This window comes from Mesorhizobium sp. M0663, from assembly GCF_040320585.1.
In the GTDB taxonomy this organism is placed as follows: Bacteria; Pseudomonadota; Alphaproteobacteria; order Rhizobiales; family Rhizobiaceae; genus Mesorhizobium.
Genome location: NZ_JAMYPX010000002.1, coordinates 456,485 through 482,469 on the forward strand (window position 1 = coordinate 456,485; position 25,985 = coordinate 482,469).

Sequence of the window (25,985 nt, forward strand, 5' to 3'; positions counted from 1 at the left end):
GGTCGCGCTGAACCGTCCGCCGCGGCAAACGGGGCCAACCTTTATACAGTCCAGAAATAGCGCACCGTATGGAAGAAGACCGGGGCGGCGAAGACCAGGCTGTCGGCACGGTCCATCATGCCGCCATGGCCTTCGATCAGATGGCCCCAGTCCTTGACGCCTTGATCGCGCTTGATGGCGGAGGCGACCAGCCCGCCAAGGAAGCCCATCAGGCAGGCGATGAAGGCGACGCCGGCTGCCTGCAGCGGCGAGAACGGCGTCAGGAACGACAGCAGCGCGCCGAGCAGGCTCGATGCCGCCAGCCCGCCGACCAGCCCCTCCCAAGTCTTCGACGGCGAGACCGTCGGCGCCAGGAGATGCCGGCCGAACAGCTTGCCGAAAATATATTGCAGCACGTCGCTGCCTTGCACGGTGATGATCAGGAAAGCGATCAGCAACAGGTTGCGGCCTTCGAAGCCTGGCACCTCGAGCGTCAGCAGCGCCGGCACGTGGCTGACGCAGTAGACCGAAATCATGACCGCCCATTGCTGCGCCGAGACGCGCTCGAGAAAGCGTTCGGTGTCGCCGTGCAGCGCGGTGATCGCCGGCATCAGCAGGAAGCAGTAGACCGGGATGAAGATGGTGAACAGGCCGTACCAGGCGGTCCACACCAACCAGTACTGGAACGGGATGACGATGCCGAACATGCCGAGCAGCACCCAGTGGTCGCTGCGGCGGCTGTGCGTCAGCGTCACGAATTCGCGCAACGCGGCGAACGAAATCAGCGCGAACAGGATGGTCATGCCGGGGCGGCCGAAGAAGAAGGCAACGGTGATCGCCACCACCATCACCCACCAGGCATTGATGCGCTGGGTGAGGTTGACCAGCGTCGGCGACAACGGCTTTGGCGCGCGCCATGACAAGACACCGGCGACGACGCTGGCACTGATCAGCACCGCCAGCAGGCCGACAATCAGAATGAGGGTTTCGTGCATCATCGGCAGCATCTTGCCTTGGTCCTCAATCGTCTCGCTGCGGCCGGGGGTTGAGCGCCAGCAGCGTTTCGCGGGCGCGGTCGAGAAAGGCGCGGCGTTCCTCACCCGGTTGAATGGCGATCGGCGCGCCGAAGACGACACGGCAAAGCAGCGGCACCGGCACGAATTGCCCCTTGGGCAGCACCCGCGACATGTTCTCGATCCAGCACGGGATGAGTTCGACATCGGGCCGCGCCATCGAAAGATTGTAGAGGCCGGAGCGGAACGGCAGGAGCGGTTCGTCGGTCATGTTGCGCGTGCCTTCGGGAAACAGGATCAGCGAATGGCCCTGGTCGAGCACCGACAGCATGATCGAGATCGGGTGCTGCGTTTCATCCGTCCACTGCCGGTGGATCAGCACGGAAGACAGCATGTCCTCGGCAATGAAACGGCGCAGCCGCGTCTTGCTCCAATAATCGGCGGCCGCCACCGCATGGGTACGGGCGCGCTCCTTCTCGCTAAGGCAGGCCGACAGCAGGATGAAATCGCCGTGGCTGGCATGGTTGGCGAAGTAGATGCGCTGCCGGTCCGATGGCTGGCTGCCGTTCCAGATCGGCCGCACTCCGGTGACCACCCAGGCCAGTGCCGACAGGCCGACCGAGGTCACCGTCTGCAGCAAGGTGTAGGTGCTGACGCGAAGCTTTGTCATGGACGGGCTCAAAAGAATGCCGCGACGACCGAGGCCGCCGCGAACAGGCCAAACGCGATACGCTGCTTGGCGAGCAGACGGCGCGTGCCGGCCATCCGCTGGTCGAGCGAGCGGCCACCGGCCGCCGTGGGTTTCAGCCGCATGCGCGCCAGCACGTCGTCGATCGCCGCACCGCCGCCTGCTTCGCTGGCGTGGCTGGCCATCAGCCGGAACAGCAGCGCGTCGAATAAAAGCAGGGCCGAGAGAATAATTGTGGCTATGGCACCCGCGGCGGCGATCAGCCAGGCCGCCGCGGACAGCGACGATGTTTGCGGCGCAGCCGCCAGGCCGATGACCGGCGCCGCCAGCAAGGCAGCAGCAATCAACAGCAGCGGCCACGCCACCTGCACCATCAGTCCGGCGGCGAACGTCTCGGCCTTGTCACGATAGGCGGTCATGTCGCCGCGTCCATGCCAAGATGCACAGGCCGGCCCGCGGCGGCGAGCTGGCCTCGCGCCTGATCCGGCGTGGCGGCCCGGCCGCTGGCGACCAGCCATTCGGCGACGACGGCGGCGCTGCGCTGGAAGCCGAGCGCGCAGCAGACCAGCACCGTGCCCTGGCCCCGCGCCGTGTCGATCGCCGCCACCGCTTGCGCACGCGCCTCGCGAGACGGCGGCAAAAGGTCGACCATGGGCAGGCTCAACCAGCGGATCGAGGCGCCACGCGGCCTTTCCAATTCGCCGGCAAGGTCGATCACCGTGCCGAAGGCGTCGGCCTCGGCGGCGGTCGGAAAACGACCAAGGGAAACACCGTCGGCAATGACGATCTGCGCCGGAAGCTTTCGCGTCCATGCCCACACATTGACCTTGGCGGCAACCCGGTAGGCCCACAGCAGAAGACGGCTGGCCAGCGACACGCGGCCATCGGCTGTTTTCTGGAACACCGTGGCGCCGGCGCCGGCATAGGCGAAAGCGACTATGGCCAGCGCCAGTGCCGGCCACAACAGGATGAGCCATAGCGCCGAGACCAATGCCCCGGCAGCGGCGCCGGCCAGCGCAAGGGTTGCGCCGAGCGCATAGAACAGCGCCAGCCGCCGCGCCTTCGGGTCGCCGGTCAGGCGGAAGCCGGCGAACGGCAGCTCGCCGTCGCGCGGAAACAGCCACAGCGCGAAAAGGCCGAGCAGCGCGCCGGTCGGTATGTCGATGAAATGGTGCTGCCACGTTGTCAGCACCGAGGCGCCGATCAGGAAACACCAGGCATGCCAGGCGACGCCGGCGATGCCGGTCAATCTGTGACGCCAATGGTCCCAGATGATGACCAGCAGCGCGATATGCAGCGACGGCGCCTGGTTGAAGGGTTTGTCGAAGCCGCCGAGCACGGCGAACATGAAGCCGGGCAGGCCGCTCGTCTGCGGGCGCACGAACGTCGCAGTCAGCGGGAACAGGATGAAGCAGGCGACGGCGACGATCTGTGCCGTCAGATAGCGGCCGGCAAGGCGGTCGACGCCGCTCTTCGAATTGTTCAACAGCAACGACAAGCCATAGAACAGGTTGATCGACCAGTAGGGCACGATCGTCCAGGCAAGGAACGGGATGCCATGCTCCCAGCCGAACACGATGCTGCCGATATCGTCGCGCCGCGACGCCAGCCAATTGGCGAAGCCGTAGGTGGCGTAGAAGAACGGCGCCAGAAATGACAGCCACAATGCGGCGCGCAGGACTATCCCGGGATACGGCTCGCGCGGCAAGGCCGGAAGGGCAGGGGCATCGCGAGGTAAGGCAGAGGCAGGCAAGTCCATGCTCAGACGCGCCGCGCGACCGAAACGGTGAAGATGCCCCACTGGTCGATGCGCTGGTCGAGCTTCTCGAAGCCGGCGGCCGCCACCAACTGGTCTATCTCGGTCTGCGTGCGGCGGCGCATCACCCAGGCCTGGCCGCCGCGGTGCGAGGTCAGGCTGCGCGCGATCATCTCGAGTTGCGGATGCCAAGGCTGGTTGGTGTAGACGAGCAGGCTTCCGGGCTGCATGGCGCTGGCCAGTCCACCGAGCGAGCGGGCGATCATGGCATTGTCGGAAAACAATTCGTAGACCCCCGAGACGATGGCGAGATCCGGCGCCGGGTCGAGCCCGGCCAGCATCGTGGCGTCGAAGGCGTCACCTTGATGGAACGAGACGGTCGCCGGCAGCTTGCGCTCGGCGATCAGCTTGCGGCCGAGCGAGACGTTGAGCTCGGAGAAATCCTGCAGCCGTACGCTTGCCGGCGGCGCGGCGCATTTCTGCACGGCATCGAGCACGTAGCGGCCATGGCCGGCGGCGATATCGACGATATGGACCGGCCGGCCGGCGGCCTTCAGCGTCTCAACGGCGCTGCCGATCAGCTCCTCCAGATGCAGCTTGCGCTGGCGGATGCCGCGCCAGCCGATGGCATCGAGAAAGGTGCGGTCGATCATGCGGCCAATGGGGCTGATGCCGCGCGCCTCGTTCTCATAGACATAGTCGAGCGTCGAGCCGGAATCGAAGCCGGTGGCAATCCCCGTCTTCATGCCGGATGACAGCCAGGCGCCCATGCGGATCGAGGCGCGGCTGATTGCCCAGTAGAGGCCCCTTAGCGACAGCAGCGGCAGCGGAGAGGCCAGCCGGTCGGCCTCGTCGCGTGTGTAGCCGGCACGGTCGGCCTCGGTCAGGTCGACCGGCTCTTCCGGTGCCGCGAACTGGCTTTCGAGGAAGGGCCTGATCAGGTCGAGTGCCTTGTGGCGGTCGCGCTCGCCCAGCGTGTCGTGGAAGAAGCCGGGCAGCACGTGCCGCTCCTTGGCCGGACTCGCCAGATTGACGAAGAATTCGTGCTGCGGTCCATGCCGCACCACCCAGTCGCTGCCGGAGATCAGAAGCTGTGTCGGCACGGTGATGGCGCGGGCGTCGGCGACGATGCGCGCGGCATGATCGTAGAGCTCGACCAGGATGTTGGAGGCGATCGGCCGGGTGATCAGCGGGTCGGCGTCGAAGGAGGCGATGCGCTCGGGGTCATGCGTCAGGAATTTCGCCTTGACGTAGGAATTGACGAAGAAGCGGCCCTTCAGCTTCTGCCACAACGCAATGCCTTGCTTGGCGAAGGGCACGTAGAGCTTGACCGAGAAGGCCGGCGAGGCCAGCACCAGGGCGCGAATGTCGGGCGCGTAATCGTGCACCCAGGCGGCGGCAAGCACGGCGCCGAAGGATTGCGCGATCAGCGCGATGTCGCGCCGGGCAAAGCCGTCGCTGCCAATCTCGCGCACGAAACAATCGATGTCGCGCACCAGCGCCGCAAACGACGGCGCATAGCCGCGTTCGCCGGCGGAGCGGCCATTGCCGCGCGCATCCCAGGCATAGAAGGCGTGGTCGGGCATCTCGAACTCGTCGACCAGATGCGCCATGCGGCCGCCATGCTCGTGGCCGCGGTGGAACAGCAGGATGGCGCCCTTGCGGTTTTCCGACAGCGCCGGCCAATAGCAGTAGAAGATCTCGGTGCCGTCATGGCTCTTGAAGCTGCGCTCCTGCGCCACCCGCTCGATATTGGCTGAAGCCACTGCGGCAACCGTCTGTTGGTGAAGCATGTTGTTCTCCCTGGCGAGACCGGAATTCAGCTGCCGCTCCCGTTAAGGCCGCTGCGTATCCGGTTGATGGCGGTCGCCAGCGAGAGTGTAGCCATGGCCGGAAACACGAGCGGCGTGAGCGCCGGGACCCACAGGCCGGACGCGATAAGCACGGCGAGGATGCCGAGCGCCAGCGCCCGGTCGCTTTTGCCGAACGGCCCGGCATAGTTGCGCCCGGTTCCTGCGGCGATGCCGAGCACGCCGGCGAATTCCGCGATCATAGCCGCGATCGCGAATGCAACGACGCCCCAAGCAGGAAAAATGACGGCAAAGGCCAGGATCAAAGCGAGGTCGGAGATAATATCGCAGAGCTCGTTGAGATACATGCCGAGCTTCGAGGCCTGGCCATGTTCCCTCGCGAGCATACCGTCGATCGCATTCAGCGCCATTCGCGTAAACAGCACGAGCGGCATCAGCAGAAAGACCACGCGGTGGCCGGCAAGGGCTGCCACCACAAGGCCGGTGGCGAGCGAGAGGGCAGCGGCCAGCAACGTGATCTGGTTGGCGGTGACGCCGGCTCTGGCCAGTCCGTCGGCAAGCGGCCGCAACCTGGCCTGGAAGGCCGGTTTCAGCGCATAAAGCGTCGGCATGTGCGAACCCCCCGGCCGCGGTGCAAAGTGATGTTGGCGAGGATGGTCAATTGGCGCGCAAGACGCAAGGGCGGCGCCCATCACTTTCCGCAAACTTGCCGGACGGCTATGTCCTCGCTTTGGCCGTGTCGCCCGGGAACAGGGCGGGCAAACTTTGTTCGGCCGCCGCCCAGGCGCGACTATGGTAACGCCGCAGGATGAGAATGCATGCGGCGAAGACCAGCAGCCCGCAAATCACGCCGGGCGTCATGCCCCCGCCAAACGCAGACTTTACAACGATGCCGGTGAAGACGCCGGCAATGGCGCCATTGATCGTGCCCACCATCCCCGCGGTGGTCATGAAATATTGCAGCGGCGAGGGTCTCAGGCCCTTGTCGACCAGCACCGCCGAGGGGTCGTCATGCGTGGAATTGACAAGGTATTTTTGCAGCACGGGCGCCAGCTCGACGAAATAGTGGCGGATCCGGGCCATGCCGCGGGCATGCACCATGTCCTCGATGGCAACCTGCACAGCGCGCACGAAAGTGACCAGGCCGATGAAGAACAGGCAAGGCAGCAAGATCAGGCTGAACAACACGAACGGCCTGCCCATCTCCGTGACCTGCGCGACGAAGGACAAGGCAATCGTTGCGCTCGAGACCGAGGTCAGGAACAGATCGGCTCTCTGGTTCGCTTCCTGAATGGTCGCGGCGCGAGCGTTTTGCAGGACGAAATGCTCGGTCGTCAGGCACTGCAGGGCGTGCTGCGCCTGGTCAGGCGGAACCGGAGCGTCGGGAGAACGGGTCATCGACATTTGCCCCTTCTGTCAGCCGCAACCGGCGGACAGAAGGGGGCGTCGTCCTGCGAGCTGTCAGGTTTTGCCGATGGCGATGCGCTTGGCCTTGGCCTGGGCGCGCTCCGTCTTGGGCAGCGTCACGCTGAGCACGCCGTTCCGGAACGCGGCGTTCACTCTGTCTTCGTCGACTTCGTAGCCGAGCGGGATACGCCGCTCGAAACGGCCATAGAAGCGTTCGGAGAACTGCCTGTCCTTGTCCTCGGTCTCTTCGCGCTTCTCGCCGCGCAGCGTCAGCACGCCGTCATCGAGCAGCAGCTCGACGTCCTTCGCGTCCATGCCGGGGATCTCGGCGGTGACGCGGATCTCCTTTTCGCCATCGGCGATGTCGATACTGGGCCAGCTGACGCGGGCGGCGGAGAAGCCACCGAGCGACGGCAGCCGCGTGTCGAAGCCGCGGAACGCCTCGTCGAACAGGCGGTCCATTTCGCGATGCAGCGTCAGGAACGGATCGCGATCGCCGTTGCGGAACAGGCTGGGGGCCTGATTGTTCTCCCGGCCGCAGGGAATGAGATCACGAATAGCCATTGCATAGTCTCCTTTCTCGACTGGTGCATTCAGGCAGCCTGCTTGTTTGCTTCGACCTGCGCGACCTTTGGCCCGGTCTTCGGCGAGGCGACATCGGTCGCGATGGCGATGCGCCGGGGCTTCATCTCCTCGGGCACCTCACGTACCAGATCGATGCTGAGCAGGCCGTTGTCGAGCGAGGCGCCTGCGACCTTGACGTGATCGGCAAGCTCGAAACGGCGGGTAAAGGGCCGTGCGGCGAGGCCATGATGCAGATACTCCGCGTTGTCCGGCTCCTTGTGCTGGCCGGAGACAATCAGGAGGTTGGGTTCATGGGTGATTTCGAGGTCGTCCTCGGAAAACCCGGCTACGGCGATGGTGACGCGGTAGTTGTTCTCGCCGCTGCGCGCGATGTCATAGGGCGGCCAGGCGTCGAAAGCCTGCGGCGCATTTTCCAGCAGGTTGAAGACGCGGTCGAAGCCGATGCTCGACCGATAGAGCGGGGAAAAGTCGAATGCGGTTCTCATAGCTACATCCTCCATCGAGCAACATAGATACGAGGAGCGCCAAAGAGCGGGCGCTCCCTGGTTTCGCCGGCCCCATTTCGGCGACCGGTGCCATCGATCTGGTTATTGTCCGCCGCAAGTCAAGACCCGGTGGCTCTCGCGTTGCCGGTTTTTCGGGCCGGTTTTTCGGTCGGTTCGGCGAGGCTGCCAATCTCCCCACTTGTGGGGAGATGTCCGGCAGGAGATTGCCTGTTTGGTTTCAATTGCCAACGCTGACTTCCCCGGCCGGTTATTGTCTGCAGCAGGTCAAGACCCAGATTTCTTGTGTTGCCGGGCCCGTTCCCGGCACTCGCAGATGGAGCTGACCATGACACGCGACGAGATCATTTCTGTGCTGGGCCCGGTCGACGAAGCCGTGATCGCCGACATTGCGGCGACGGACGGGACGGTCCAGGAATTGCGCGAGGCCCTGGCCTGGATCGCCGCCGACGAGGCGCTGGTGAACGAGGGCCGACCGCTGCCGACGGCAAGAGTAGCGACGCTGATCGAACTGCTGCAAGGGCCCGACGAGGAGGAATAACCGGCTTGCTCCTCAGTGGACGGTGATAATGCCGTTTACGGCCCGCCATGCGGAGGGCTGGATCAGGTGATGATGGGCGACGCGCACCGAATGCAGCGGGCCTTCGATCTCGCGCTCCCAGAAATCGAGGAAATGCTTCAGCGTCGGGAAATCGGGGGCAATATCGTATTCCTGCCAGATGTAGAGCTGCAGAAGGCTTCGATGATCGGGCAGGCGGTAGTGGATCTCCGCCGTGGTGAGGCCAAACCCTTGCATCTGGAGCTGAAAGTCCCTGCTGATCATGCAATCCTTCCTTTCCCAATGAACCTCCGTCTGCAAAACGCCTCGCCTTCCACATAGGTTCCAGCCGCCGCAAGCGGCTCAGGAGACGGACAGATTTGGAAATCCGGCCGGGTCATCGCGCCGGAAACGGCGAATGTGCGAACAATTACAGCGTATTGGCACTCTCAGGCGTCGAGTGCTAAAATTTTTGCATGATCCTCTTGAAAGCTGAAAAAAGCGCGACTAGTTCGTATGCGCGCGATGCCTGATGAAGGGGTCGCGCGCCCCGTGCCGGGCCGATATTGCCGGTCCGGTCAGGAGGATGTTCGAAAATCTGTTTGTCCCGAGAGGAGAACGACATGGCGTTCCGTCCATTGCATGACCGCATCCTGGTCCGCCGCATCGAGGTCGACGAAAAGACCGCGGGCGGCATCATCATCCCCGACACCGCCAAGGAGAAGCCGCAGGAGGGCGAGGTCATCGCCGCCGGCCCCGGCGCGCGCGACGACAGCGGCCAGTTGCAGCCGCTCGACGTCAAGGTCGGCGACCGCATTCTGTTCGGCAAATGGTCCGGCACCGAGATCAAACTCAATGGCGAGGATCTGCTCATCATGAAAGAGGGCGACGTGCTGGGTGTGATCGAAGCCACGGGCGAGATGAAGAAGGCTGCCTGAGGGGGCCTGAACAAGCATTCCAGTCAACGAAAAGCTGCCTATCGAGGAGTGTTCCAATGGCTGCCAAAGATGTGAAATTTCATACCGAAGCGCGCGAGAAGATGTTGCGCGGCGTCGACATCCTCGCCAATGCGGTGAAGGTGACGCTCGGTCCCAAGGGCCGCAACGTTGTCTTGGACAAATCGTTCGGCGCGCCGCGCATCACCAAGGACGGCGTGACGGTGGCGAAAGAGATCGAGCTTGAGGACAAGTTCGAGAACATGGGCGCGCAGATGGTGCGCGAGGTCGCCTCGAAGACCAGCGATACCGCCGGCGACGGCACCACGACCGCGACGATTCTGGCGCAGTCGATCGTCCAGGAAGGCGCCAAGGCGGTTGCTGCCGGCATGAACCCGATGGACCTGAAGCGCGGCATCGACAAGGCGGTCGAAGCAATCATCGCCGAACTGAAGGCCAATGCCCGCAAGGTGACCAGGAACGACGAAATCGCTCAGGTCGGCGCCATCTCTGCCAATGGCGATGCCGAGATCGGCCGCTTCCTCGCAGAGGCGATGGAAAAGGTCGGCAATGAGGGCGTCATCACTGTCGAGGAAGCCAAGACCGCCGAGACCGAGTTGGAAGTGGTCGAAGGCATGCAGTTCGACCGCGGCTATCTCTCGCCATATTTCATCACCAACCAGGATAAGATGCGCGTCGAGCTCGAAGAACCCTATGTGCTGATCCACGAGAAGAAGCTGTCCAACCTGCAGGCCATGCTTCCCGTGCTCGAAGCCGCCGTGCAATCCGGCAAGCCGCTACTGATCATCGCCGAGGACGTCGAAGGCGAGGCGCTGGCGACGCTTGTCGTCAACAAGCTGCGCGGCGGCCTGAAGGTTGCAGCCGTCAAGGCGCCGGGCTTTGGTGACCGCCGCAAGGCCATGCTCGAAGACATCGCCATCCTGACCGGCGGCACGGCGATCTCGGAAGACCTCGGCATCAAGCTTGAGAACGTCACGCTGGAGATGCTCGGCCGCGCCAAGAAGGTGCTGATCGAGAAGGAGAACACCACCATCGTCGACGGTGCCGGCCGCAAGGATGAAATCCAGGCGCGCATCAGCCAGATCAAGGCCCAGATCGAGGAAACCACCTCCGACTACGACCGCGAGAAGCTGCAGGAGCGGCTGGCCAAGCTCGCTGGCGGTGTCGCCGTCATCCGCGTCGGCGGCTTGACCGAGGTCGAGGTCAAGGAGCGCAAGGATCGCGTCGACGATGCCATGCACGCCACACGCGCGGCGGTCGAGGAGGGTATCCTGCCCGGCGGCGGCGTAGCGCTGCTCAGGGCGGCGAAGGCGCTCGACAACGTCGCCGTCGACAATCCCGACCAGAAGACCGGCGTCGAGATCGTGCGTCGCGCCATCGAAGCGCCGGTGCGCCAGATCGCCGAGAACGCCGGTGCGGAAGGCTCGATCATCGTCGGCAAACTGCGCGAGACGGCCGATTTCGGCTATGGCTGGAACGCGCAGACCAACGAGTTCGGCGACCTCTATAGTCAAGGCGTCATCGACCCGGCCAAGGTCGTGCGCACTGCTCTCCAGGGCGCCGCTTCTGTCGCCGGCCTGCTGGTGACGACCGAGGCGATGGTGGCCGAGAAGCCGAAGAAGGAAACGCCCATGCCTCCGATGCCCGGCGGTGGCGGCATGGACTTCTAAGGCCAGGCTTCCAAAGCGCGACTTCGAAACGGCAGATGGACCGTGTCCGCCTTCGTCGCCTTCGCCCGCCGCAACGACCTGCTTGCGCCGCAGACGAACGGGATGGTTGCCGGCGAGAGCGTTGCTGGCGCGACGGTTGCCGACTGGGCAACGCGCGCACAGCGCGTCAACGCCCCGGCCTGAGCGGTCGGAGAAGTCGCCAATGTCCCCCCTTGAGGGGGAGATGTCGCCGAAGGCGACAGAGGGGGTCGGTACGTCCTGGCGCGACGCCCTGTGGGACGAAAGAGAAGGTTGGCGCTTCACGCGTGGCGCCCCCCTCTGTCCTGCCGGACATCTCCCCCTCAAGGGGGGAGATTACGCGCTCAGCCGCTTTCGCTTGCTAAGCCCGTGGCAGCAGCCGGCGCATGATCAGCGAGGCGTGGCCGCCCACGCCGTGTGCAGCCGGCCGGCGCTCGACGACCTCGAAGCCGTGCTTGCGATAGAAGGCGATTGCGCGGTCGTTGCCCTCGATCACTTCCAGGGCGATGCTGGGAATACCCGCATGCGCGGCAAGAACGGCATGCAGCAGGTTGGCGGCAAGACCGGTGCCGTACTCGCTTTTGTCTATATGGAGCCGCTCGAGCACGACCTCGCCCTTGTCGTCCATCGCTGCCATCGCATAACCGGCGAGCGAGCCGCCAGCCCGCTCGGCGACGAAGGACATCTTGCTGTCGTCCCTGAGCTCGGCCGCCAGCCGCTCCGGCGCGTGCCTCTCATCCGAAAGCCGTGCCGTGGTCTCGGCACCCAGGATCGGCGAATAGGTGTAGCGCCAGGACCCTCCAAGCAGCCGCGACACCGCCGGAACGTCCTGTTCGGTCATGGTTCTTATTTGGGGCATTGGCACCTCCCGGGCAGTTTATGGCACCGCAGCGTTCGCTCCGCCATCACCGCCTTACCCGCGATTTCAGCCAGCGGTCGAAGGCCACGGCGAGGATGAGGATCAGGCCGATGACGATGCTTTGCGTGTAGGACGAGACGTTGTTGAACTGCAGCCCGTTCTGCAAGACGCCGATCAGTCCTGCACCGACCACCGTGCCGCCGACGCTGCCGATGCCGCCGAACAGCGAGGTGCCGCCGATGACGACCGCCGAGATCACCGTCAGCTCGTAGCCGATGCCGGCCACGGCTTCGGAGGAGTTGAGCCGCGCCGACAAAACGAAGGCGGCGAGGCCGGCGAAGAAGCCGACGATGATGTAGACCGAGATCAGGATGCGGTCGACACGCAGGCCGGAGAGCCGTGCCGCCTCGGCATTGCCGCCGACGGCATAGACCGCGCGGCCGTAACGTGTGTAGCGCAGCACGATATGGCATAGGATCGCGGCAATCGCGAAGATGATCGCCGGCACCGGAACCGGGCCGATCAGGCCGGTACCGAACCAGCGCATCGAGGCGTCGAAGCCGGAGATCGGGCCGCCATTGGAAATCGTCAAGGTCAGGCCGCGAAACACGGTGAGGCCGCCGAGCGTGACGACGAAGGGCGGCACCTTCAGCCTGGTGATGGCAAAGCCCTGGACGCCGCCGGCCACGGCGCCAACGACGACGGCGGCGAGAAGGGCGGCGAACCAGCCATAGCCTTGCGTGCCCGACGTCGACAGCGACAGCGTGTTGGCGGTGCCGCCCTTGGCCACCACCGCCGCGACCATGCCGCAGAAGGCGAGCAGCGAGCCGACCGACAGGTCGATGCCGGCGGTAAGGATAACGAAGGTCATGCCGAGCGCGATCAGCCCGGTGATCGAGATCTGGCGCATGATGTTGAACAGGTTGATCGGGTCGATGAAGCTCGGCTTCAGCACGGTGAAGACGACAATCAGCAACGCCAGGAACATCAGCGGGCCGAAGCTCATCAGCAGGCGCGCAATATTGACGCCGCCGCGCTGGCTCCGTTCGGTCGTGCTGGTCATTGCGTTGCTTCCTGCTTCTGGTCGAGCGCCATCAGTTCCATCAGTTTCTCCTCGGTCGCCTCGATACCGGGCATCTCGCCGGTAATGCGCCCGCGTCGCATGGTGACGATCCTGTCCGACACCGCAAGCACTTCGGGCAGCTCGGACGAGATCATCATGATGGCGATGCCGCGCGCCGCGAGCTCCACCAGGATCTGGTGCACTTCCGCCTTGGCGCCGACATCGACGCCGCGCGTCGGTTCATCGACGATCAGCACCTTGGGGTCGCGTGCCAGCCAGCGGGCAAGGATGACCTTCTGCTGGTTGCCGCCGGACAGTCCCTCGATCGCCTGCTCGGGCGAGGCCATGCGGATCGACAGCGTCTTCCTATAGTTCGCCAGCGCCTCGCGCTCTCGCCGCTCGGCCATGAAGCCGACATTGGAGTAGCGGTCGAGCGCGGCGATCGAGAAATTGGTGAGGATGGCGAGTGCTGCGAAGATTGCCTGGTGCTTGCGGTCTTCCGGAACCAGCCCGATGCCGAGCTCGATGGCGTCGGCGGGTGAGGCGGGCGCGATCGGCTTGCCGTCGAGCATGATGGTGCCGGCTGCAATGCGGTCGGCGCCGAAGATGGCGCGGGCGAGCTCGGTGCGGCCGGAGCCGACGAGCCCGGCGACGCCGAGGATTTCGCCCGCCTTGAGGTCGAGATCGACGCCTTCGAGCACGATCGCGTGCGGCGCCTGCGGATCGCGCACCGTGCGCAGGCCGCGCACCGAGAGCCGGACGTCGCCGGCGACGTCGCGCTGCGTCGGCCTGGCATAGAGCTCGGAAGCGGCGCGGCCGACCATCTTCTCGATGATCTTCGGCAGTTTGATCGGCCCGCCTTCGCGGTCGAGATGGCCGGCCAGCCTGCCGTCGCGCAGCACCGTCATGCGGTCGCAGATCGCCGAGGCCTCCTCCAGCCGGTGGGTGACGAACATGATGGCGACGCCATCCTTGCGCAGCCGGTCCATGATCGACATCAGCCTGTGCACTTCGGTTTCGGTCAGCGCCGAGGTCGGCTCGTCCATGATGATCAAGCGGCTCTTCAGCGATAGCGCGCGGGCGATCTCGACCAGCTGCTGCTCGGCCACCGACAGCGCCGACACCGGCGTCGCCGGGTCGAGGTCGAGGCCGACGCGAGAGATGATCGCGCGCGAATCTTCCTCCATCTTCCGCCAACTGACCAGCCCGAACCGGCCGAGCGGTGCGCGGCCGATGAAGATATTCTCCGCCACGGTCAGCGTCGGGATCAGGCTCAGTTCCTGGTAGATTGTGACGATGCCGTGGCGCTTGGCATCCTGCGGATTGTGCGGGCTGAATTCGACCCCATCGAAGACGATGCGGCCGCTGGACGGCGGGATCACGCCGGACAGGATCTTGAGCAGCGTCGATTTGCCGGCTCCGTTCTCGCCGAGCAGGCCGAGGATCTCGCCGGGGCCGACTTCGAGCGAAACGTCGTTCAGCGCGGTGACGCCGGCAAAGCGCTTGGTCACGCCCTCGACGGTGAGCAGGGCGGGAGAGGGCGCGATGGCGGCTGCCTTGGGCAAAGTTTGCTCCTCGATCATTCGGTTGTCACGCAAGGCTGGCGAGGCAGCGCCCCCCTCTGGCCTGCCGGCCATCTCCCCCTCAAGTGGGGAGATTGCAGCTTCATTGGCTTCGCCTCTTCTGCAAGATCGAAAACTAGCGAAAGCCGACGTGACATCCAATCTCCCCCCTTGAGGGGGAGATGGCCGGCAGGCCAGAGGGGGGTGCTGTCCCGTCGGCTTCGCCTACTTCGTCTCGCCCAGCCTCTCCGCCTTGTCGAGATTGTCCTTGCCGATGACGATCGGTGTCAAAAGCACCAGCTTTTCCTTCGGCTCGGTCTTGTCCCTGGCGTAGGCGACGGCGATCTGCACGGCGGTGCGCGACTGCTCGCCGGGGAACTGCTCGACCGTGCCGGCCAGCTTGCCGTCGCGCACGGCGACCAGCGCTTCGGGAAGCGCGTCGAAGCCGTAGATCTTGACGTCGGTGAAGTTGCGCGCCGCGCAGGCTTCAACCGCGCCAAGCGCCATGTCGTCATTGGCGCAGATGATCGCGTCGGGCTTGCCGTTGGCGGCAAGGCCGGCCTCGGTGACGGACAGCGCCTCGGCGCGGGCGAAGTTGGCGGTCTGCTCGAAGATGATCTGGTACTTGTCCTTCATGGGATCGAGGACGTTGTGCACGCCCTTGTTACGGTCGATCGCCGGGCCGGCGCCGGGCTGGCCCTGCAAATGGAAGATCTTGGCGCCGTTCGGGAATGCCGCCACCATGGCCTGCGCTTCGGCCTCGCCGCCCTTGACGTTATCGGCGCCGACATGGGCGAGGATGCCCTCGACGCCCTCAACGCGGCGATCAATGGTGACGACGGGAACGCCGGCCTTCACCGCTTCTTCGATGGCCGGGGCCAGCGCGTTGACGTCAAGCGGCGAGATGACGATGGCGTTGACCTTCTGCACCAGCGCCGCCTCGATATCGGCGGTCTGCTTGGGCGCCGAGTTCTGGCCGTCGCTCTCGATCAGGTTGACGCCTTGCGCCTGAGCTTCCGCCTTGATCTGGTTCAGCATGTGCACGAAGAACGGAAAGCCGAGGCTCGGCACCGAACCAAGGATGGTCAGCTTGTCCTGGGCAAAAGCCAGTTGCGGAGCGGCCAGCGCCAAAGCGCCCATCGCCGCCGACGACAGCAGGAATTCACGTCTGTTGATCAATTTAGTCTCCTCCCAGATGAGCGCACGACCCCTAAACCGGAAGGGGTTTTCCGGAAGGTTCCTTGCGTCGATTCAAAAATGGAGTGTCCTTCGAGCGCCCAACTCGTGTTTGAAGGGACGCAACGGCGCTCCAGCCGGTCCACCGCGACGTTCTCCTCCGCTCGGTGCCTGCCGGCGGATGCTAGCCAAGGCCGGAGCTTTGCGCAAGAACGGGAGCAGGCAAGACCTACCGATCGATCATCACCATGGTGCGCTCGCCGTAGCGCGGCCCGGCGACCTTTCCCGGCGCCAGCGCGTCGTCGAGCACTTGCATCTCGGCTGGGTCCAGCCTGATCGAAGCCGCGGCGACGTTCTCCTCGAGGTATTTTCTGCGCTTGGTGCCGGGGATCGGCACGATGTCGATGCCGAAGCCGCTCCCCTTGTGGAGCAGCCAGGCCAGCGCGATCTGACCAGGCTTGACGCGCTTGGCGGCGGCGATGTCGAGTACCGTGGCCGCCGCCTGCATGTTGGCGCCATAGTTGGCGCCCTGGTAGCGCGGATCGCCGCGCCGGTAATCGCCCTCCGGATAATCTTCGGCGCGCCTGACGTCGCCGGTGAGAAAGCCGCGGCCGAGCGGCGAGAACGGCACCAGGCCGATGCCGAGCTCTTTCAGCAGCGGAATGATCTCCGGTTCCAGATTGCGCTCCCATAGCGAGTATTCGCTCTGCACGGCCGACACCGGATGCACGGCATGCGCCCGGCGGATATTGGCGGCGCCGGCTTCAGAGAGGCCGAAGAAGCGGACCTTGCCCTGAGCGATCAGCTCGCCGACAGCGCCCGCCACATCCTCGATCGGGACCGCCGGATCGACGCGGTGCTGATAGAGGAGGTCGACGTGGTCGGTGGCGAGCCTCCTCAGCGAACCTTCCAAAGCCTCGCGGATATGTTCGGGCCGGCTGTCGCGCTCGGTGCCGACTTGCTTGCCGTTTTCGATGCGAAAGCCGAATTTCGTCGCGATCGTCACCTCATCGCGCCGGCCCTTCAGCGCGCGGCCGAGCAGTTCCTCGTTAGCGTACGGCCCGTAGACTTCCGCAGTGTCGAGGAAGGTGCAGCCGAGTTCGATGGCGCGGTGCAGCGTGGCGGTCGATTCCGCCTCGTCGGCCGGGCCATAGGACTGGCTCATGCCCATGCAGCCGAGACCGATTGCCGAGACTTGCAGCCCCTGGCTGCCGAGTTTGCGCATCGTCAATGTCATGTGAAGCTCTCCGGATCAGCATCGCGTTCCAAGCCGCCAGGGCAATATAGCGCACCGGCTCGGTTTCCACAGAGCGGGAGGCGCCACCGCGCGCGGCTCGCAGCGACCGCCAAATTGACAGCCGACACGCTCTCGGCCATCCTTAAGGCACGCCGCCTTGCGGCTTGTGCGTGAGTAACCAGCATGGCCAGTTCCGTCGCCAGTCAGAAATCCAGGCGCGCCGCGGTGCGGAACGCGCTCGACCGCCACAAGGTGTACATCACTGCGCAGCGTTTTTCGGCCGGCAGCTACAGCGCGCGGGTGCTGGTCGACGGCGAGGCCTATTGGGTCGACGAATTCCGGCTCAGCCAGCTGCAGCAGGGCCTGTCGCCGGCCGAGCTCGAATTGACGCCGGCCACCGACGATTGAGCGGCGTGACCTGCCATCCTTCGTCATCCCAGGGCGGAGCAGGAGCTAAGCGACGTCGCGGAGACCCTGGGATCCATGCCGTGACATTGGAGCGCCGCTGCGATGGGATTTTGATGCCGCGCTCGTTGCTTTTGCCCACCACCCGCGCCTAGTCCATGCCAGCTCCTTCGAAGCTCAAGGCTTATCGCGCCAAGCGCGAGTTCACGAGGACGCCGGAACCAGCCGGCGGTCTGGTTGCCGGTGAGGGCAATCGTTTCGTTGTCCACAAGCATCACGCCACCGCCGATCACTACGATCTGCGCCTGCAGGTCGGCGACGTGCTGAAGAGCTGGGCGGTGCCGCGCGGCCCGTCGCTCAACCCCGCCGACAAACGGCTGGCGGTCGAGACCGAGGACCATCCGCTCGAGTATATCGACTTCGAAGGTGTCATTCCCGAAGGCGAATATGGCGGCGGGCCGATGATCGTCTGGGACACCGGCGTCTGGGCGCCGATGGACGATGTCGAGAAGAGCCTGCGCACCGGTTCCTTCAAGTTCCGCCTCGCCGGCGAAAAGCTGAATGGCGGCTGGATGCTGACGCGGCTGAAACCGAAGCCCGGCGAGGATGAGGGCAAGAAGAACTGGCTGCTGTTCAAGGAGCGCGATCTCGCCGCCGACGCCAAGCTCGACATACTGGAAGCCCGCCCGGAAAGCGTCAAATCCGGACGCCGCATCGAGGAGCTGGTGGCAACGCCGAAGCCTGCCGCCAAACCTGCCAGGCCGGTGGTGCTGAAACCCGGCGCTTTGCCGGGCGCCGTCAAGGCGCCGCCGCCTTCCCGGATCGAGCCGCAGCTGACTACGCAGGTTCCGAAGCCGCCGGGCGGCGATGAGCCAGCGGCCCGAACGGGCGAAGTCTGGCTGCACGAGATCAAATTCGATGGCTACCGCACCATGGCGCATCTCGCTAGCGGCGCAGTCAGGCTGATCACCCGCGCCGGCCTCGACTGGACGAAGCGTTATGGCGACCTGCCGCTTGCATTCGCCAGGCTGCCGTGCCGCGAGGCGATCATCGACGGCGAGGTCGTCGCGCTGGACGCCAAGGGCATCAGCCGCTTTGCCCTTTTGCAAGACGCGCTGGCCGAAGGCGCCGGCAACAAGCTCCACTTCTACGCCTTCGATCTTCTGTATCTCGACGGCTGGGACCTGAGACAAGCGCCGCTCCGCCGGCGCAAGGCGCTGCTTTCGCAATTGCTGTCCGGTCTCGGCGCCAATTCGGCCATCCAGCTCAGCGATCATGTCGAAGGAGACGGCCAAGCACTTTATGACCAGGCATCCGAGATGGGGCTCGAGGGTGTCGTCTCCAAGCGCGCCACGGCAATCTACCAGAGCGGCCGTACCAAGACCTGGACCAAGACCAAGGCGCTTCAGACCGGCGACTTCGTCATCGCCGGCTACACTGTCTCCGACGCGGCCGAGGGGCTGGCCGCACTCGGCCTCGGCGAATTCGAGGATGGCGAATTGCACTATCGCGGCAAGGTCGGCACCGGCTTCGATGCGAGGACCGCCGGCGAATTGCTGGCCAGGCTGGAGCCGCTAAGGGCGGGTGCATCCGCGCCCGAAGGGGTTCCCCGCGAAATCATGCGCGAGATGAACTGGGTGCGGCCGCTGCTTTCGGCGCATATCCACTACGCCAACCGGACCACCGACAATGCGCTGCGCCATGCCGTGTTCCGCGGCCTGCGCGACGTCGGCCTGTCGACGCCGGTTTCGGCCAAGCGCAAGCGGCTGATCGCCGAGGCCGACCTCGCCACCATCTGGGTGACCAACCCGACGCGACGGCTGTTCGGCAAGACCGGCCCGACCAAGCTCGACATTGCCGTCTATTACGCGCTGGTCGGCGATTTCATGCTGCCGCACATTCTCGGCCGGCCGGTGTCGCTGGTGCGCTGCCCGACCGGCAGGCCGCAGGACTGTTTCTTCCAGCGCCACGCCTTCACCGGCATGCCGTCCTCTGTGGCGACTTTCGAAGCGACCAATTCGGAGGGCGAGACCAAATCCTATCTCTCGGTGGAAGACGCCAAGGGCTATCTGGCGCTGGCGCAGTTCGGTGTCGTCGAGTTCCACACCTGGGGCACCCATCGCACGCGGCTCGACAAGCCGGACCTGATCGTTTTCGACCTCGACCCGGGCGAGGGGATCGCCTGGCGCGAGGTGGTTGAGGCGGCGGTGCACATTAAGGGCGAGCTGGAAGCGCTAGGGCTGGTGCCGTTCGCCAAGACGTCCGGCGGCCACGGCATCCACATATCAGTGCCGGTGACGCAAAAGCAGAACTGGAAGAAATTGCACCAGGCGACCAGCGCCATCTCGACGCATCTTGCCGCCACCGCGCCCGACACTTTCACCACCACCATGGGCAAGGATAACCGCAAGCGGCGCATCTTCATCGATTATCACCGCAATGCGCGCGGCCACACTTCTGCGGCTCCCTATTCGCTGCGCGCCCGCACCAATTTGCCGGCCTCGACGCCGGTGAGCTGGAGTGATCTGGAATCCATCGACGCTCCGCAGGATCTGAATTATTCGTCGCTGCCGGGCCTGCTGGCGACGTCGGGCGATCCCTGGGCCGACATGGAAGATTTCGCCAGGGATTTGCCGGCGTTTTCGAACAAGTAAACGCAACGGCGCGAAATGACATCCGTCGCGATCCTTCGCGCCCCCCTCTGTCCTGCCGGACATCTCCCCCACAAGGAGGGAGATTGGACGTCGCCTCGGCTTTCGCAAATCGCCAACGTCGCAGGATTGAGCGGAGCGCTGAAGCTGCCGATCTCCCCCCAAGTGGGGGAGATGTCCGGTAGGACAGAGGGGGGCGCTGTCCCGCCGGCATCTGCACCCTGCGAGCCGCCCCATCTAGACTCCATCGACGCTCCAGAAAATTTGAATTATTCTTCCCGCCGGGTCCCACCGCCGACCCCTCAGCCGAGATGGAAGATTTCGCTAGGGATTTGCCGGTATTGTAAGGGGCAATGTAGGATTTCGGCAGTCCCGTTCGTCCTCCGGACGAATGAACGCTGCGAACAGTTCAACAGCACAAGGCCGCGTAGGAGTATTTCATGGCGCCCAGGGCAAGTTGGAAAGGTTACCTCAAGCTCAGTCTGGTCAGCTGTCCGGTCCGGCTCTATCCGGCGACCAGCGCCAGCGAGCGCATCAGCTTCAACCAGCTGCACAAGAAGACGCACAACCGCATCAACATGAAGCCGGTCGACCCCGAACTCGGGCTGGTCGAGCGTTCAGACCTGGTCAAGGGCTACGAATACGAGGACAAGCAGTACATCATCATCGAGGACTCCGATCTCGATGCGGTACGCATCGAATCCAATCATACGATGAACATAGAGGCCTTTGTCGACGAGCATTCGGTCGACGTCATCTATCAGGACGCGCCCTATTACCTGGCGCCGGACGGCGCAATGGCCGAGGAGACCTTCGCCGTGCTGCGCGAAGCCATGCGCAAATCCGGCAAGCTGGCGATCGCCCGCCTGGTGCTGTCCAGCCGCGAGCGCGTGGTGACGATCGGCGCGCGCGAGAACGGCATGTTCGTCTGCACCTTGAGGAATCCGAACGAAGTGCGTGCCACGGCTGAGTATTTCGGCAATATCCCGGCCGGAAACCCCGATCCCGAAATGCTGCAATTGGCCGAGGCGCTGATCAAGCAGAAGGAAACCACCTTCGAACCGAAGAATTACGAGGACCGCTACGAGATCGCGCTGATGGCGATGATCCGCGAGAAGCTGAAGGGCCATAAGCCGATCATCGCGGCGGCCCCCGAGCGCGGCAATGTCATCAATCTCATGGATGCGCTGAAGGCGAGCCTGTCCCAATCGGCCAAGCCGCCGGCCAAGTCCAAGAGCAAGGCCGATGAGGCGACGAAACCGGCAGCCAAAGCAAAGTCCGCCAAGGGCGGCGCCAAGGAAAACCCGCTCAAGGCCAATCTGCTGCAGGCCGTCGGTAAGAGCAAAGGGTGACGGCGCCCACTGGCACGATCTTCGGCACTATCGGCGCGCTCGCGGCGTTTCCGCTTCGCATGGCGGCGCGCGAGGTCGCGCGCCGGCAGGGCCAATTGCGGCGCGGAGTCACCAGACGGACCACCCATGTGGTATTCGGGCGGACGTTCCTCGCCAAGGCCGATGATGCCGAGATTGAGCGCCGCGTCGTCACCGAGCGCGCGGCCGGGCGCAAGCTGGTCAGCGAGAACGGCTTCCTGCGCCTGCTCGGCCTGATGAAAGCGCCGGAGGCTTCGGCGCTGTCGCGGCAGTCGCTGATCGACCAGTCGCGGCTGACCGGCGAGGATCTCGACCTTTTGTCGCTGTTCGATGCCTTCGAGCATGATTGCGAACCGTATTCCTTTCGCGACCTGATCCTCGCCCGCAAATATGCCGGGCTGGTTGCCGGCGGCGCCTCATGGGGGGCGATTGCGCGCTCGGTGCACCGGTCGGGCCCGGTCGCCTCGCTCACCGCCAAGTCGCTCGCCGTCGGCTCACAGCATGGGCGGGCCGATGCGATCTATCTCGAGGGCGGCCAGAGCGAACTCGACGGCCAGCTGCTGTTCGATCTGGGAACGCAGGATGACGACACGCTGGAAGAGCTGTTCGCCGATGCCGAGGCGGCGGAAGGGGCTGAAGACCACGAGCAGGCGGCGGCGCTCTACCGGCGCTGCCTGGTCATCGACCCAAGCGATGCCATCGCCGCTTTCAACCGCGCCAACTGCCTGCGCGCCGCCGGCCACGCGGCCGAGGCGGCGCACGACTATGCCCGCGCGATAAAGCTCGATCCCGGCTTCGTAGAGGCCTGGTTCAATCTCGCCGGGCTGATGAGCGAAGAGGGGCGGGCGGCGTCGGCGCGCCGGCATTTGCTCAAGGCGATCGCATTGGACGCTGATTATGCCGATGCGGTATTCAACCTTGCCAGGCTGGAGTTCGACACCGGCAATCTCGCCGAGGCGCGGCGTCGCTGGGTGCGCTATCTCGAGCTCGACGCCAATTCCGAATGGGCGCGCATGGCGGCCAAGGGGATACAGTTCGTGGATTTGCAGCTGGCGCAAAAGTCGGCAGGGTGAGGTAGTAGCGCCTCCTTCTCCCCTTGTGGGAGAAGGTGGATCGGCGCGCGGCGCCGAGACGGTTGAGGGGTGTTGGAAGAAATGAGGCGTCGGCGTTCCCTGGAACACCCCTCATCCGACCGAGCTTCGCTCGGCCACCTTCTCCCACAAGGGGAGAAGGTGTCACCAGCGTTGGAGTCCCCATGACAACCTTCCTCTTCGACGGTCCCGACACCGCCCCAATCACCATCCTACTCGCCCACGGCGCCGGGGCGCCGATGGACTCGGCCTCGATGACCGCCACCGCCAAGGCGCTGGCCGAGGCCGGCTTCCGCGTTGCGCGCTTTGAATTCCACTACATGGCGGCTCGCCGCTACGGCCACCGCAAGCCGCCGCCGCGCGCCGAGACGGTTAACCCGGAATACGTCAAGGCGATCGCCGACCTCCGGGCGAAGGGCGTGAAGGGTCCGCTGATCATCGGCGGCAAGTCGATGGGCGGACGCGTCGCTTCGATGATCGCCGACGAGATGTTTTCGAAGGGCGAGATCTCGGGCCTGCTCTGCCTTGGCTATCCCTTCCATCCGCCGGGGAAACCGACGCAGCTTCGGACAAAGCACCTCGCCGATCTCAAGACGCCGACATTGATCTTCCAAGGCACGCGCGACGAGTTCGGGACCAAAGACGAGGTCGCGACCTATGCTTTGTCCGACGCGATCGAGATCTTCTGGCTGGAAGACGGCGACCATGATCTGAAGCCGCGCAAAAACATCTCCGGCTTCTCCACCGCCGATCATCTGAAGACGCTCGCTGATGCGGTGAAGGCGTGGACCGAACGCATCGTGCGTTGAAGCAGGCCGATGAAGATCGCCACCTTCAACGTCAACAACATCAACAGTCGGCTGCCGAACCTGCTCGCATGGCTGGCTGCCACCAAACCCGACATCGCCTGCCTGCAGGAGCTCAAGGCCAGACAGACGCAGTTTCCGCGCACTGTGCTGGCGGCCGCCGGCTACGGCGCAGTTTGGGTCGGGCAGCCGACCTGGAACGGCGTCGCCATCCTTTCGCGTGGCGCAGAACCCGTTCTGACCCGCGAGGCGCTGCCCGGCGACGACAGTGACCAGCAGGCGCGCTACATCGAGGCAGCGGTCAACGGCATCGTCGTCGCCTGCCTCTACGCGCCGAACGGCAATCCGCAGCCCGGCCCGAAATTCCGGTACAAGCTGGCCTGGCACGAGAGGCTGGAGGCGCATGCGGCGCAGTTGCTCGACACCGGCCTGCCGGTGGTACTGGCGGGCGACTACAACATCGTGCCCGAGCCGCGCGACATCTACCCGACCCGCTCCTATGACGACAACGCGCTGGTCCAGCCGGAAAGCCGCGCATCGTTCCAGCGGCTGGTCGACCAGGGCTGGCTTGACGCGCTGCGCAAGAAGCACCCGAACGAGACGCTCTACACATTCTGGGACTATCGCCGCAACCGCTGGCCGCGCGATGCCGGCCTGCGCCTCGACCATATCTTGCTCAGCAAGAAGCTGTCGCGCCGGCTGGTAGCGGCGGGCATCGACCGCGACGTGCGCGGCGAGACCGGCGCCAGCGATCACGCGCCGGTCTGGGTGGAGTTGAAGTGAGGCACGGAGGCTGGCGCCGCCTTTCCGGGCGGCAACCAGTCAGGTTGGCCGCGCCGCTTCGCGGGCGAACGCTTCGGCATGCCGGCAACCCTCGACGATCTCGAAGGCCATCTGATGGTCGGCTTCCGCTCGTCGCGGACCGGCGAGGTCATGCCGCTCGAATTCACCGTCGGCGGCGCGTTGCGCTATGTCAGCCTGCCCAACCGGGTGACGGTCAACGGCTCCGACACCATGGCGGAGCTGGCGCGTCTCGGCTTCGGCCTGGTGCAGGCGCCGCACTACCGCTTCGCCGGGGATTTCGCACGCGGCACGCTTGTCGAAGTGCTGCCGGATTACCCGCCGTCGCCGACACCGCTGTCGGCGCTCTACCCGCAGAACCGCCAGCTGGCGCCACGGGTACGCGTGTTCATCGACTGGGTGACCGGGATTTTTGGCGAGGATGGGACATCGGGCCGGGTGTGATCGTCCGGGCCGCCGGCTACTTTGCGAAGGGCGATCGGACGAGATAACATCGCGCTTGGGTTTAGTGACAAGCGCACCGCCGGCGCCTATGCCGTGACGGGCGGATTGGGTGAGGACAAAAGCTGCGCTCTCGCTGCGTTCGCGTCGTAGGGCCGGCAAACTGCAAGAGATCGCCGACATCGTTGCGCTGATCGAAGCGAGGGAAGCCGAGAGCCGATGGTGCGCGGAAAGTACAAAAAAATTGCCTCACCTTCACGATGGAAAATTCGGACAGTTAGCCGACAACTCGGCCCATGCTCGATCCAATTCGAGTTTCGATTGGGTCTTTTCAATGCTTTTCGCGGTAGCGTTGTCGATGAAGTTGCTTTCGACCCGCATGACTCGAAAATTTCCACCTGACGGCCGCTGATAGAGAACAATATAGCCGCAGTAACGATCGATGTTTTCAAATTTCGCCGCTATGTCGACTGCGGCATAAACGCCAGGAAAGGCAGCGTTCGCCGGGTCCTTCAACCACGTGAATTTGAGTGGCCGGCGCTCGCGCACAGCGCCGGCCTGAGAATGAAAATGTTTACTTTGCTCCACGAAGGCGTTCGATGGGATCGAAGCTTTGGCGGTATCAGTTTTCATTTCGTATGCCCGCCCATATTCTTGGTTATCGAGCGAAAGGAAATAGTGACCAACCGTTTCCGTTGCATCTCGAACCGCGTCCTCCGAGGGCGTCCACTCTTGCGATTGTGCGGGTAGGATCGCGACCAACACCGAAGTCACGATCGCAAGGAAAGCTACGGCTGCATGTGTCATGGTAATTTCTTCGCAGGAGCTTGCCACGAATGCAATCCGGTCACGGCCGATAGCCAGAATTTCGAACTGACCCACATCCCAATGGCGCGCTATGTTAGCGCTGCTGCAAGCGGATTGTCACATATCTCGAACTCCAGCCACTTGCGGTTGCCCGTGCGCGCCATCGCGGCCCTGATCCTTGATCAGCTCCGCCCTCGTGCTATAAAAAACCATGTCAGGGACCAGCCCCGCGGCCGCTGCGCCGCTCATCGTGATTGACCTTCAGACCGGCATGTTCGACGGTGTCGCCGAACCGCCGATCCATGATGCCGACGGCATGGTTGCCCGCACCCGCGCGCTGATCGAATGGGCACGGCGCAGCGGGCGCAAGATCGCCTTCATCAGGCATGACGGCCCGCAGGGCGATCCTCTGGCGCCGGGTGGGCCGGGCTGGTCGGTGTGGCCGGCGCTCGGCCAGGCCGAGGACGAGCCGACTTTCGCCAAGCGTGTCGGCGATGCGTTCAGCAATGCCGCCCTTGCAGAATGGGTGGCCGGGCAGGGCGCCGGCGAGGTCGTTCTGATCGGCGCGCAGACCGATTTCTGCGTGGCGGCCACGGTGAAGGGCGCCTTTGCAGCGGGCCTGGGCGTCACCGTGGTTTCCGACGCCCACAGCACGCTCGACGCCGCCAGCGAGACCGCCGCGGAGATCATCGCCCGACACAATGCGGCATTTGCCGCCGCCGGGGTCAAACTGGCGACGACAAAAGCCCTGACCGATAGCTGATCCGCCGGCTCATCCCTACGCCGTCAAAG

Annotated in this window: 27 protein-coding genes and 1 pseudogene; 12 read left to right on the forward strand and 16 right to left on the reverse strand. The window is 64.7% G+C overall.

Annotated features, from left to right (window positions below; all coding sequences use genetic code 11):
* Nucleotides 1-41: 41 nt before the first annotated feature.
* From NKI54_RS05430 to NKI54_RS05470, 9 genes are all read right to left on the reverse strand, one after another.
* Nucleotides 42-977, reverse strand: a complete 936-nt coding sequence (locus tag NKI54_RS05430; RefSeq protein WP_023675663.1) for a phosphatidate cytidylyltransferase — start codon at nucleotides 975-977, stop codon at nucleotides 42-44.
* A gap of 22 nt (nucleotides 978-999) precedes the next feature.
* The gene (locus NKI54_RS05435) at nucleotides 1,000-1,662 is read right to left on the reverse strand and encodes a lysophospholipid acyltransferase family protein (RefSeq protein WP_031211476.1); all 663 of its coding nucleotides are present in this window, start codon (nucleotides 1,660-1,662) and stop codon (nucleotides 1,000-1,002) included.
* Between the two features lie 8 nt (nucleotides 1,663-1,670).
* Nucleotides 1,671-2,099: a hypothetical protein gene (locus NKI54_RS05440; RefSeq protein WP_352638093.1), complete on the reverse strand. Its 429-nt coding sequence runs from the start codon at nucleotides 2,097-2,099 to the stop codon at nucleotides 1,671-1,673.
* Nucleotides 2,096-3,439, reverse strand: a complete 1,344-nt coding sequence (locus NKI54_RS05445) for a phosphatase PAP2/dual specificity phosphatase family protein (protein ID WP_352638094.1) — start codon at nucleotides 3,437-3,439, stop codon at nucleotides 2,096-2,098. The genes NKI54_RS05440 and NKI54_RS05445 overlap by 4 nt, the downstream gene beginning before the upstream one ends.
* 2 nt (nucleotides 3,440-3,441) lie before the next feature.
* Complete coding sequence (locus NKI54_RS05450) at nucleotides 3,442-5,229, reverse strand: bifunctional alpha/beta hydrolase/class I SAM-dependent methyltransferase (RefSeq protein ID WP_352638096.1); 1,788 nt, start codon at nucleotides 5,227-5,229, stop codon at nucleotides 3,442-3,444.
* 26 nt (nucleotides 5,230-5,255) lie between these two features.
* Nucleotides 5,256-5,858 carry a CDP-alcohol phosphatidyltransferase family protein gene (locus NKI54_RS05455; protein WP_352638097.1) on the reverse strand — a complete coding sequence of 201 codons (603 nt, stop codon included), beginning with the start codon at nucleotides 5,856-5,858 and terminating at the stop codon, nucleotides 5,256-5,258.
* A gap of 106 nt (nucleotides 5,859-5,964) precedes the next feature.
* Nucleotides 5,965-6,645, reverse strand: coding sequence for a hypothetical protein (locus tag NKI54_RS05460; protein ID WP_352638098.1), 681 nt, complete (start codon nucleotides 6,643-6,645; stop codon nucleotides 5,965-5,967).
* A gap of 63 nt (nucleotides 6,646-6,708) precedes the next feature.
* Nucleotides 6,709-7,218: an Hsp20/alpha crystallin family protein gene (locus tag NKI54_RS05465; RefSeq protein ID WP_352638099.1), complete on the reverse strand. Its 510-nt coding sequence runs from the start codon at nucleotides 7,216-7,218 to the stop codon at nucleotides 6,709-6,711.
* 29 nt (nucleotides 7,219-7,247) lie between these two features.
* Nucleotides 7,248-7,724: an Hsp20 family protein gene (locus NKI54_RS05470; RefSeq protein WP_352638101.1), complete on the reverse strand. Its 477-nt coding sequence runs from the start codon at nucleotides 7,722-7,724 to the stop codon at nucleotides 7,248-7,250.
* 346 nt (nucleotides 7,725-8,070) lie between these two features.
* On the opposite strand from NKI54_RS05470, the gene NKI54_RS05475 reads away from it, so the two are divergent.
* A complete protein-coding gene (locus NKI54_RS05475) occupies nucleotides 8,071-8,283 on the forward strand; it encodes a hypothetical protein (RefSeq protein ID WP_245274651.1) in 213 nt (70 codons plus the stop codon).
* A 12-nt stretch (nucleotides 8,284-8,295) separates the two neighbouring features.
* On the opposite strand, the gene NKI54_RS05480 is transcribed toward NKI54_RS05475, so the two are convergent.
* Nucleotides 8,296-8,565 carry an usg protein gene (locus NKI54_RS05480; protein WP_352638102.1) on the reverse strand — a complete coding sequence of 90 codons (270 nt, stop codon included), beginning with the start codon at nucleotides 8,563-8,565 and terminating at the stop codon, nucleotides 8,296-8,298.
* 338 nt (nucleotides 8,566-8,903) lie between these two features.
* Between NKI54_RS05480 and NKI54_RS05485 the strand changes: the two genes are divergently transcribed.
* Genes NKI54_RS05485 through NKI54_RS05495 form a run of 3 tightly spaced genes read left to right on the forward strand, consistent with a single transcriptional unit; the run spans nucleotide 8,904 to nucleotide 11,089 of the window.
* Nucleotides 8,904-9,218: a co-chaperone GroES gene (locus NKI54_RS05485; RefSeq protein WP_352579505.1), complete on the forward strand. Its 315-nt coding sequence runs from the start codon at nucleotides 8,904-8,906 to the stop codon at nucleotides 9,216-9,218.
* Between the two features lie 56 nt (nucleotides 9,219-9,274).
* On the forward strand, nucleotides 9,275-10,906 hold the full coding sequence (groL, locus tag NKI54_RS05490) for a chaperonin GroEL (protein ID WP_352638104.1): 1,632 nt from the start codon (nucleotides 9,275-9,277) through the stop codon (nucleotides 10,904-10,906).
* A 42-nt stretch (nucleotides 10,907-10,948) separates the two neighbouring features.
* A complete protein-coding gene (locus NKI54_RS05495) occupies nucleotides 10,949-11,089 on the forward strand; it encodes a hypothetical protein (protein WP_352638105.1) in 141 nt (46 codons plus the stop codon).
* Nucleotides 11,090-11,285: 196 nt separating this feature from the next.
* Here NKI54_RS05495 and NKI54_RS05500 read toward each other — a convergent pair whose 3' ends face one another.
* The 5 genes from NKI54_RS05500 to NKI54_RS05520 form a co-directional block, all read right to left on the reverse strand.
* Nucleotides 11,286-11,783, reverse strand: a complete 498-nt coding sequence (locus tag NKI54_RS05500) for a GNAT family N-acetyltransferase (protein ID WP_352638106.1) — start codon at nucleotides 11,781-11,783, stop codon at nucleotides 11,286-11,288.
* 46 nt (nucleotides 11,784-11,829) lie between these two features.
* On the reverse strand, nucleotides 11,830-12,846 hold the full coding sequence (locus NKI54_RS05505) for an ABC transporter permease (RefSeq protein WP_352453856.1): 1,017 nt from the start codon (nucleotides 12,844-12,846) through the stop codon (nucleotides 11,830-11,832).
* Entirely contained in the window at nucleotides 12,843-14,411 is a 1,569-nt protein-coding gene (locus NKI54_RS05510) for a sugar ABC transporter ATP-binding protein (RefSeq protein WP_502898198.1), read from the reverse strand. The genes NKI54_RS05505 and NKI54_RS05510 overlap by 4 nt, the downstream gene beginning before the upstream one ends.
* Before the next feature lie 222 nt (nucleotides 14,412-14,633).
* The gene (locus NKI54_RS05515) at nucleotides 14,634-15,584 is read right to left on the reverse strand and encodes a substrate-binding domain-containing protein (protein ID WP_352467966.1); all 951 of its coding nucleotides are present in this window, start codon (nucleotides 15,582-15,584) and stop codon (nucleotides 14,634-14,636) included.
* A 229-nt stretch (nucleotides 15,585-15,813) separates the two neighbouring features.
* Entirely contained in the window at nucleotides 15,814-16,821 is a 1,008-nt protein-coding gene (locus tag NKI54_RS05520) for an aldo/keto reductase (RefSeq protein ID WP_352690826.1), read from the reverse strand.
* A 183-nt stretch (nucleotides 16,822-17,004) separates the two neighbouring features.
* On the opposite strand from NKI54_RS05520, the gene NKI54_RS05525 reads away from it, so the two are divergent.
* From NKI54_RS05525 to NKI54_RS05555, 7 genes and pseudogenes are all read left to right on the forward strand, one after another.
* Complete coding sequence (locus NKI54_RS05525) at nucleotides 17,005-17,229, forward strand: hypothetical protein (RefSeq protein ID WP_352690827.1); 225 nt, start codon at nucleotides 17,005-17,007, stop codon at nucleotides 17,227-17,229.
* Between the two features lie 155 nt (nucleotides 17,230-17,384).
* On the forward strand, nucleotides 17,385-19,880 hold the full coding sequence (gene ligD / locus NKI54_RS05530) for a DNA ligase D (protein WP_352638109.1): 2,496 nt from the start codon (nucleotides 17,385-17,387) through the stop codon (nucleotides 19,878-19,880).
* A 437-nt stretch (nucleotides 19,881-20,317) separates the two neighbouring features.
* Nucleotides 20,318-21,229 carry a non-homologous end joining protein Ku gene (ku, locus tag NKI54_RS05535; protein ID WP_352638110.1) on the forward strand — a complete coding sequence of 304 codons (912 nt, stop codon included), beginning with the start codon at nucleotides 20,318-20,320 and terminating at the stop codon, nucleotides 21,227-21,229.
* Nucleotides 21,230-21,288: 59 nt separating this feature from the next.
* Nucleotides 21,289-22,320: a tetratricopeptide repeat protein gene (locus NKI54_RS05540; RefSeq protein WP_352638131.1), complete on the forward strand. Its 1,032-nt coding sequence runs from the start codon at nucleotides 21,289-21,291 to the stop codon at nucleotides 22,318-22,320.
* Nucleotides 22,321-22,502: 182 nt separating this feature from the next.
* Nucleotides 22,503-23,147 (forward strand): alpha/beta hydrolase family protein, encoded by a 645-nt coding sequence (locus NKI54_RS05545; RefSeq protein WP_352638111.1) that lies wholly within the window; start codon nucleotides 22,503-22,505, stop codon nucleotides 23,145-23,147.
* A gap of 9 nt (nucleotides 23,148-23,156) precedes the next feature.
* Nucleotides 23,157-23,927: an exodeoxyribonuclease III gene (locus tag NKI54_RS05550; RefSeq protein WP_352638112.1), complete on the forward strand. Its 771-nt coding sequence runs from the start codon at nucleotides 23,157-23,159 to the stop codon at nucleotides 23,925-23,927.
* A gap of 66 nt (nucleotides 23,928-23,993) precedes the next feature.
* A pseudogene (locus NKI54_RS05555) lies at nucleotides 23,994-24,389 on the forward strand (LysR substrate-binding domain-containing protein); the annotation flags it as partial.
* A gap of 252 nt (nucleotides 24,390-24,641) precedes the next feature.
* Here NKI54_RS05555 and NKI54_RS05560 read toward each other — a convergent pair.
* Entirely contained in the window at nucleotides 24,642-25,193 is a 552-nt protein-coding gene (locus NKI54_RS05560) for a DUF4019 domain-containing protein (RefSeq protein WP_352638113.1), read from the reverse strand.
* A gap of 211 nt (nucleotides 25,194-25,404) precedes the next feature.
* Between NKI54_RS05560 and NKI54_RS05565 the strand changes: the two genes are divergently transcribed.
* Nucleotides 25,405-25,956 (forward strand): isochorismatase family protein, encoded by a 552-nt coding sequence (locus tag NKI54_RS05565; RefSeq protein WP_352638114.1) that lies wholly within the window; start codon nucleotides 25,405-25,407, stop codon nucleotides 25,954-25,956.
* Nucleotides 25,957-25,985: the final 29 nt, after the last annotated feature.

Bases quoted from the DNA above. Each gene is read 5' to 3' on its own strand.
- NKI54_RS05430 (WP_023675663.1), bottom strand. From the start codon at position 977: ATGATGCACGAAACCCTCATTCTGATTGTCGGCCTGCTGGCGGTGCTG.
- NKI54_RS05435 (WP_031211476.1), bottom strand. From the start codon at position 1,662: ATGACAAAGCTTCGCGTCAGCACCTACACCTTGCTGCAGACGGTGACC.
- NKI54_RS05440 (WP_352638093.1), bottom strand. From the start codon at position 2,099: ATGACCGCCTATCGTGACAAGGCCGAGACGTTCGCCGCCGGACTGATG.
- NKI54_RS05445 (WP_352638094.1), bottom strand. From the start codon at position 3,439: ATGGACTTGCCTGCCTCTGCCTTACCTCGCGATGCCCCTGCCCTTCCG.
- NKI54_RS05450 (WP_352638096.1), bottom strand. From the start codon at position 5,229: ATGCTTCACCAACAGACGGTTGCCGCAGTGGCTTCAGCCAATATCGAG.
- NKI54_RS05455 (WP_352638097.1), bottom strand. From the start codon at position 5,858: ATGCCGACGCTTTATGCGCTGAAACCGGCCTTCCAGGCCAGGTTGCGG.
- NKI54_RS05460 (WP_352638098.1), bottom strand. From the start codon at position 6,645: ATGACCCGTTCTCCCGACGCTCCGGTTCCGCCTGACCAGGCGCAGCAC.
- NKI54_RS05465 (WP_352638099.1), bottom strand. From the start codon at position 7,218: ATGGCTATTCGTGATCTCATTCCCTGCGGCCGGGAGAACAATCAGGCC.
- NKI54_RS05470 (WP_352638101.1), bottom strand. From the start codon at position 7,724: ATGAGAACCGCATTCGACTTTTCCCCGCTCTATCGGTCGAGCATCGGC.
- NKI54_RS05475 (WP_245274651.1), top strand. From the start codon at position 8,071: ATGACACGCGACGAGATCATTTCTGTGCTGGGCCCGGTCGACGAAGCC.
- NKI54_RS05480 (WP_352638102.1), bottom strand. From the start codon at position 8,565: ATGATCAGCAGGGACTTTCAGCTCCAGATGCAAGGGTTTGGCCTCACC.
- NKI54_RS05485 (WP_352579505.1), top strand. From the start codon at position 8,904: ATGGCGTTCCGTCCATTGCATGACCGCATCCTGGTCCGCCGCATCGAG.
- groL (WP_352638104.1), top strand. From the start codon at position 9,275: ATGGCTGCCAAAGATGTGAAATTTCATACCGAAGCGCGCGAGAAGATG.
- NKI54_RS05500 (WP_352638106.1), bottom strand. From the start codon at position 11,783: ATGCCCCAAATAAGAACCATGACCGAACAGGACGTTCCGGCGGTGTCG.
- NKI54_RS05505 (WP_352453856.1), bottom strand. From the start codon at position 12,846: ATGACCAGCACGACCGAACGGAGCCAGCGCGGCGGCGTCAATATTGCG.
- NKI54_RS05520 (WP_352690826.1), bottom strand. From the start codon at position 16,821: ATGACATTGACGATGCGCAAACTCGGCAGCCAGGGGCTGCAAGTCTCG.
- NKI54_RS05525 (WP_352690827.1), top strand. From the start codon at position 17,005: ATGGCCAGTTCCGTCGCCAGTCAGAAATCCAGGCGCGCCGCGGTGCGG.
- ligD (WP_352638109.1), top strand. From the start codon at position 17,385: ATGCCAGCTCCTTCGAAGCTCAAGGCTTATCGCGCCAAGCGCGAGTTC.
- ku (WP_352638110.1), top strand. From the start codon at position 20,318: ATGGCGCCCAGGGCAAGTTGGAAAGGTTACCTCAAGCTCAGTCTGGTC.
- NKI54_RS05540 (WP_352638131.1), top strand. From the start codon at position 21,289: ATGGCGGCGCGCGAGGTCGCGCGCCGGCAGGGCCAATTGCGGCGCGGA.
- NKI54_RS05545 (WP_352638111.1), top strand. From the start codon at position 22,503: ATGACAACCTTCCTCTTCGACGGTCCCGACACCGCCCCAATCACCATC.
- NKI54_RS05550 (WP_352638112.1), top strand. From the start codon at position 23,157: ATGAAGATCGCCACCTTCAACGTCAACAACATCAACAGTCGGCTGCCG.
- NKI54_RS05560 (WP_352638113.1), bottom strand. From the start codon at position 25,193: ATGACACATGCAGCCGTAGCTTTCCTTGCGATCGTGACTTCGGTGTTG.
- NKI54_RS05565 (WP_352638114.1), top strand. From the start codon at position 25,405: ATGTCAGGGACCAGCCCCGCGGCCGCTGCGCCGCTCATCGTGATTGAC.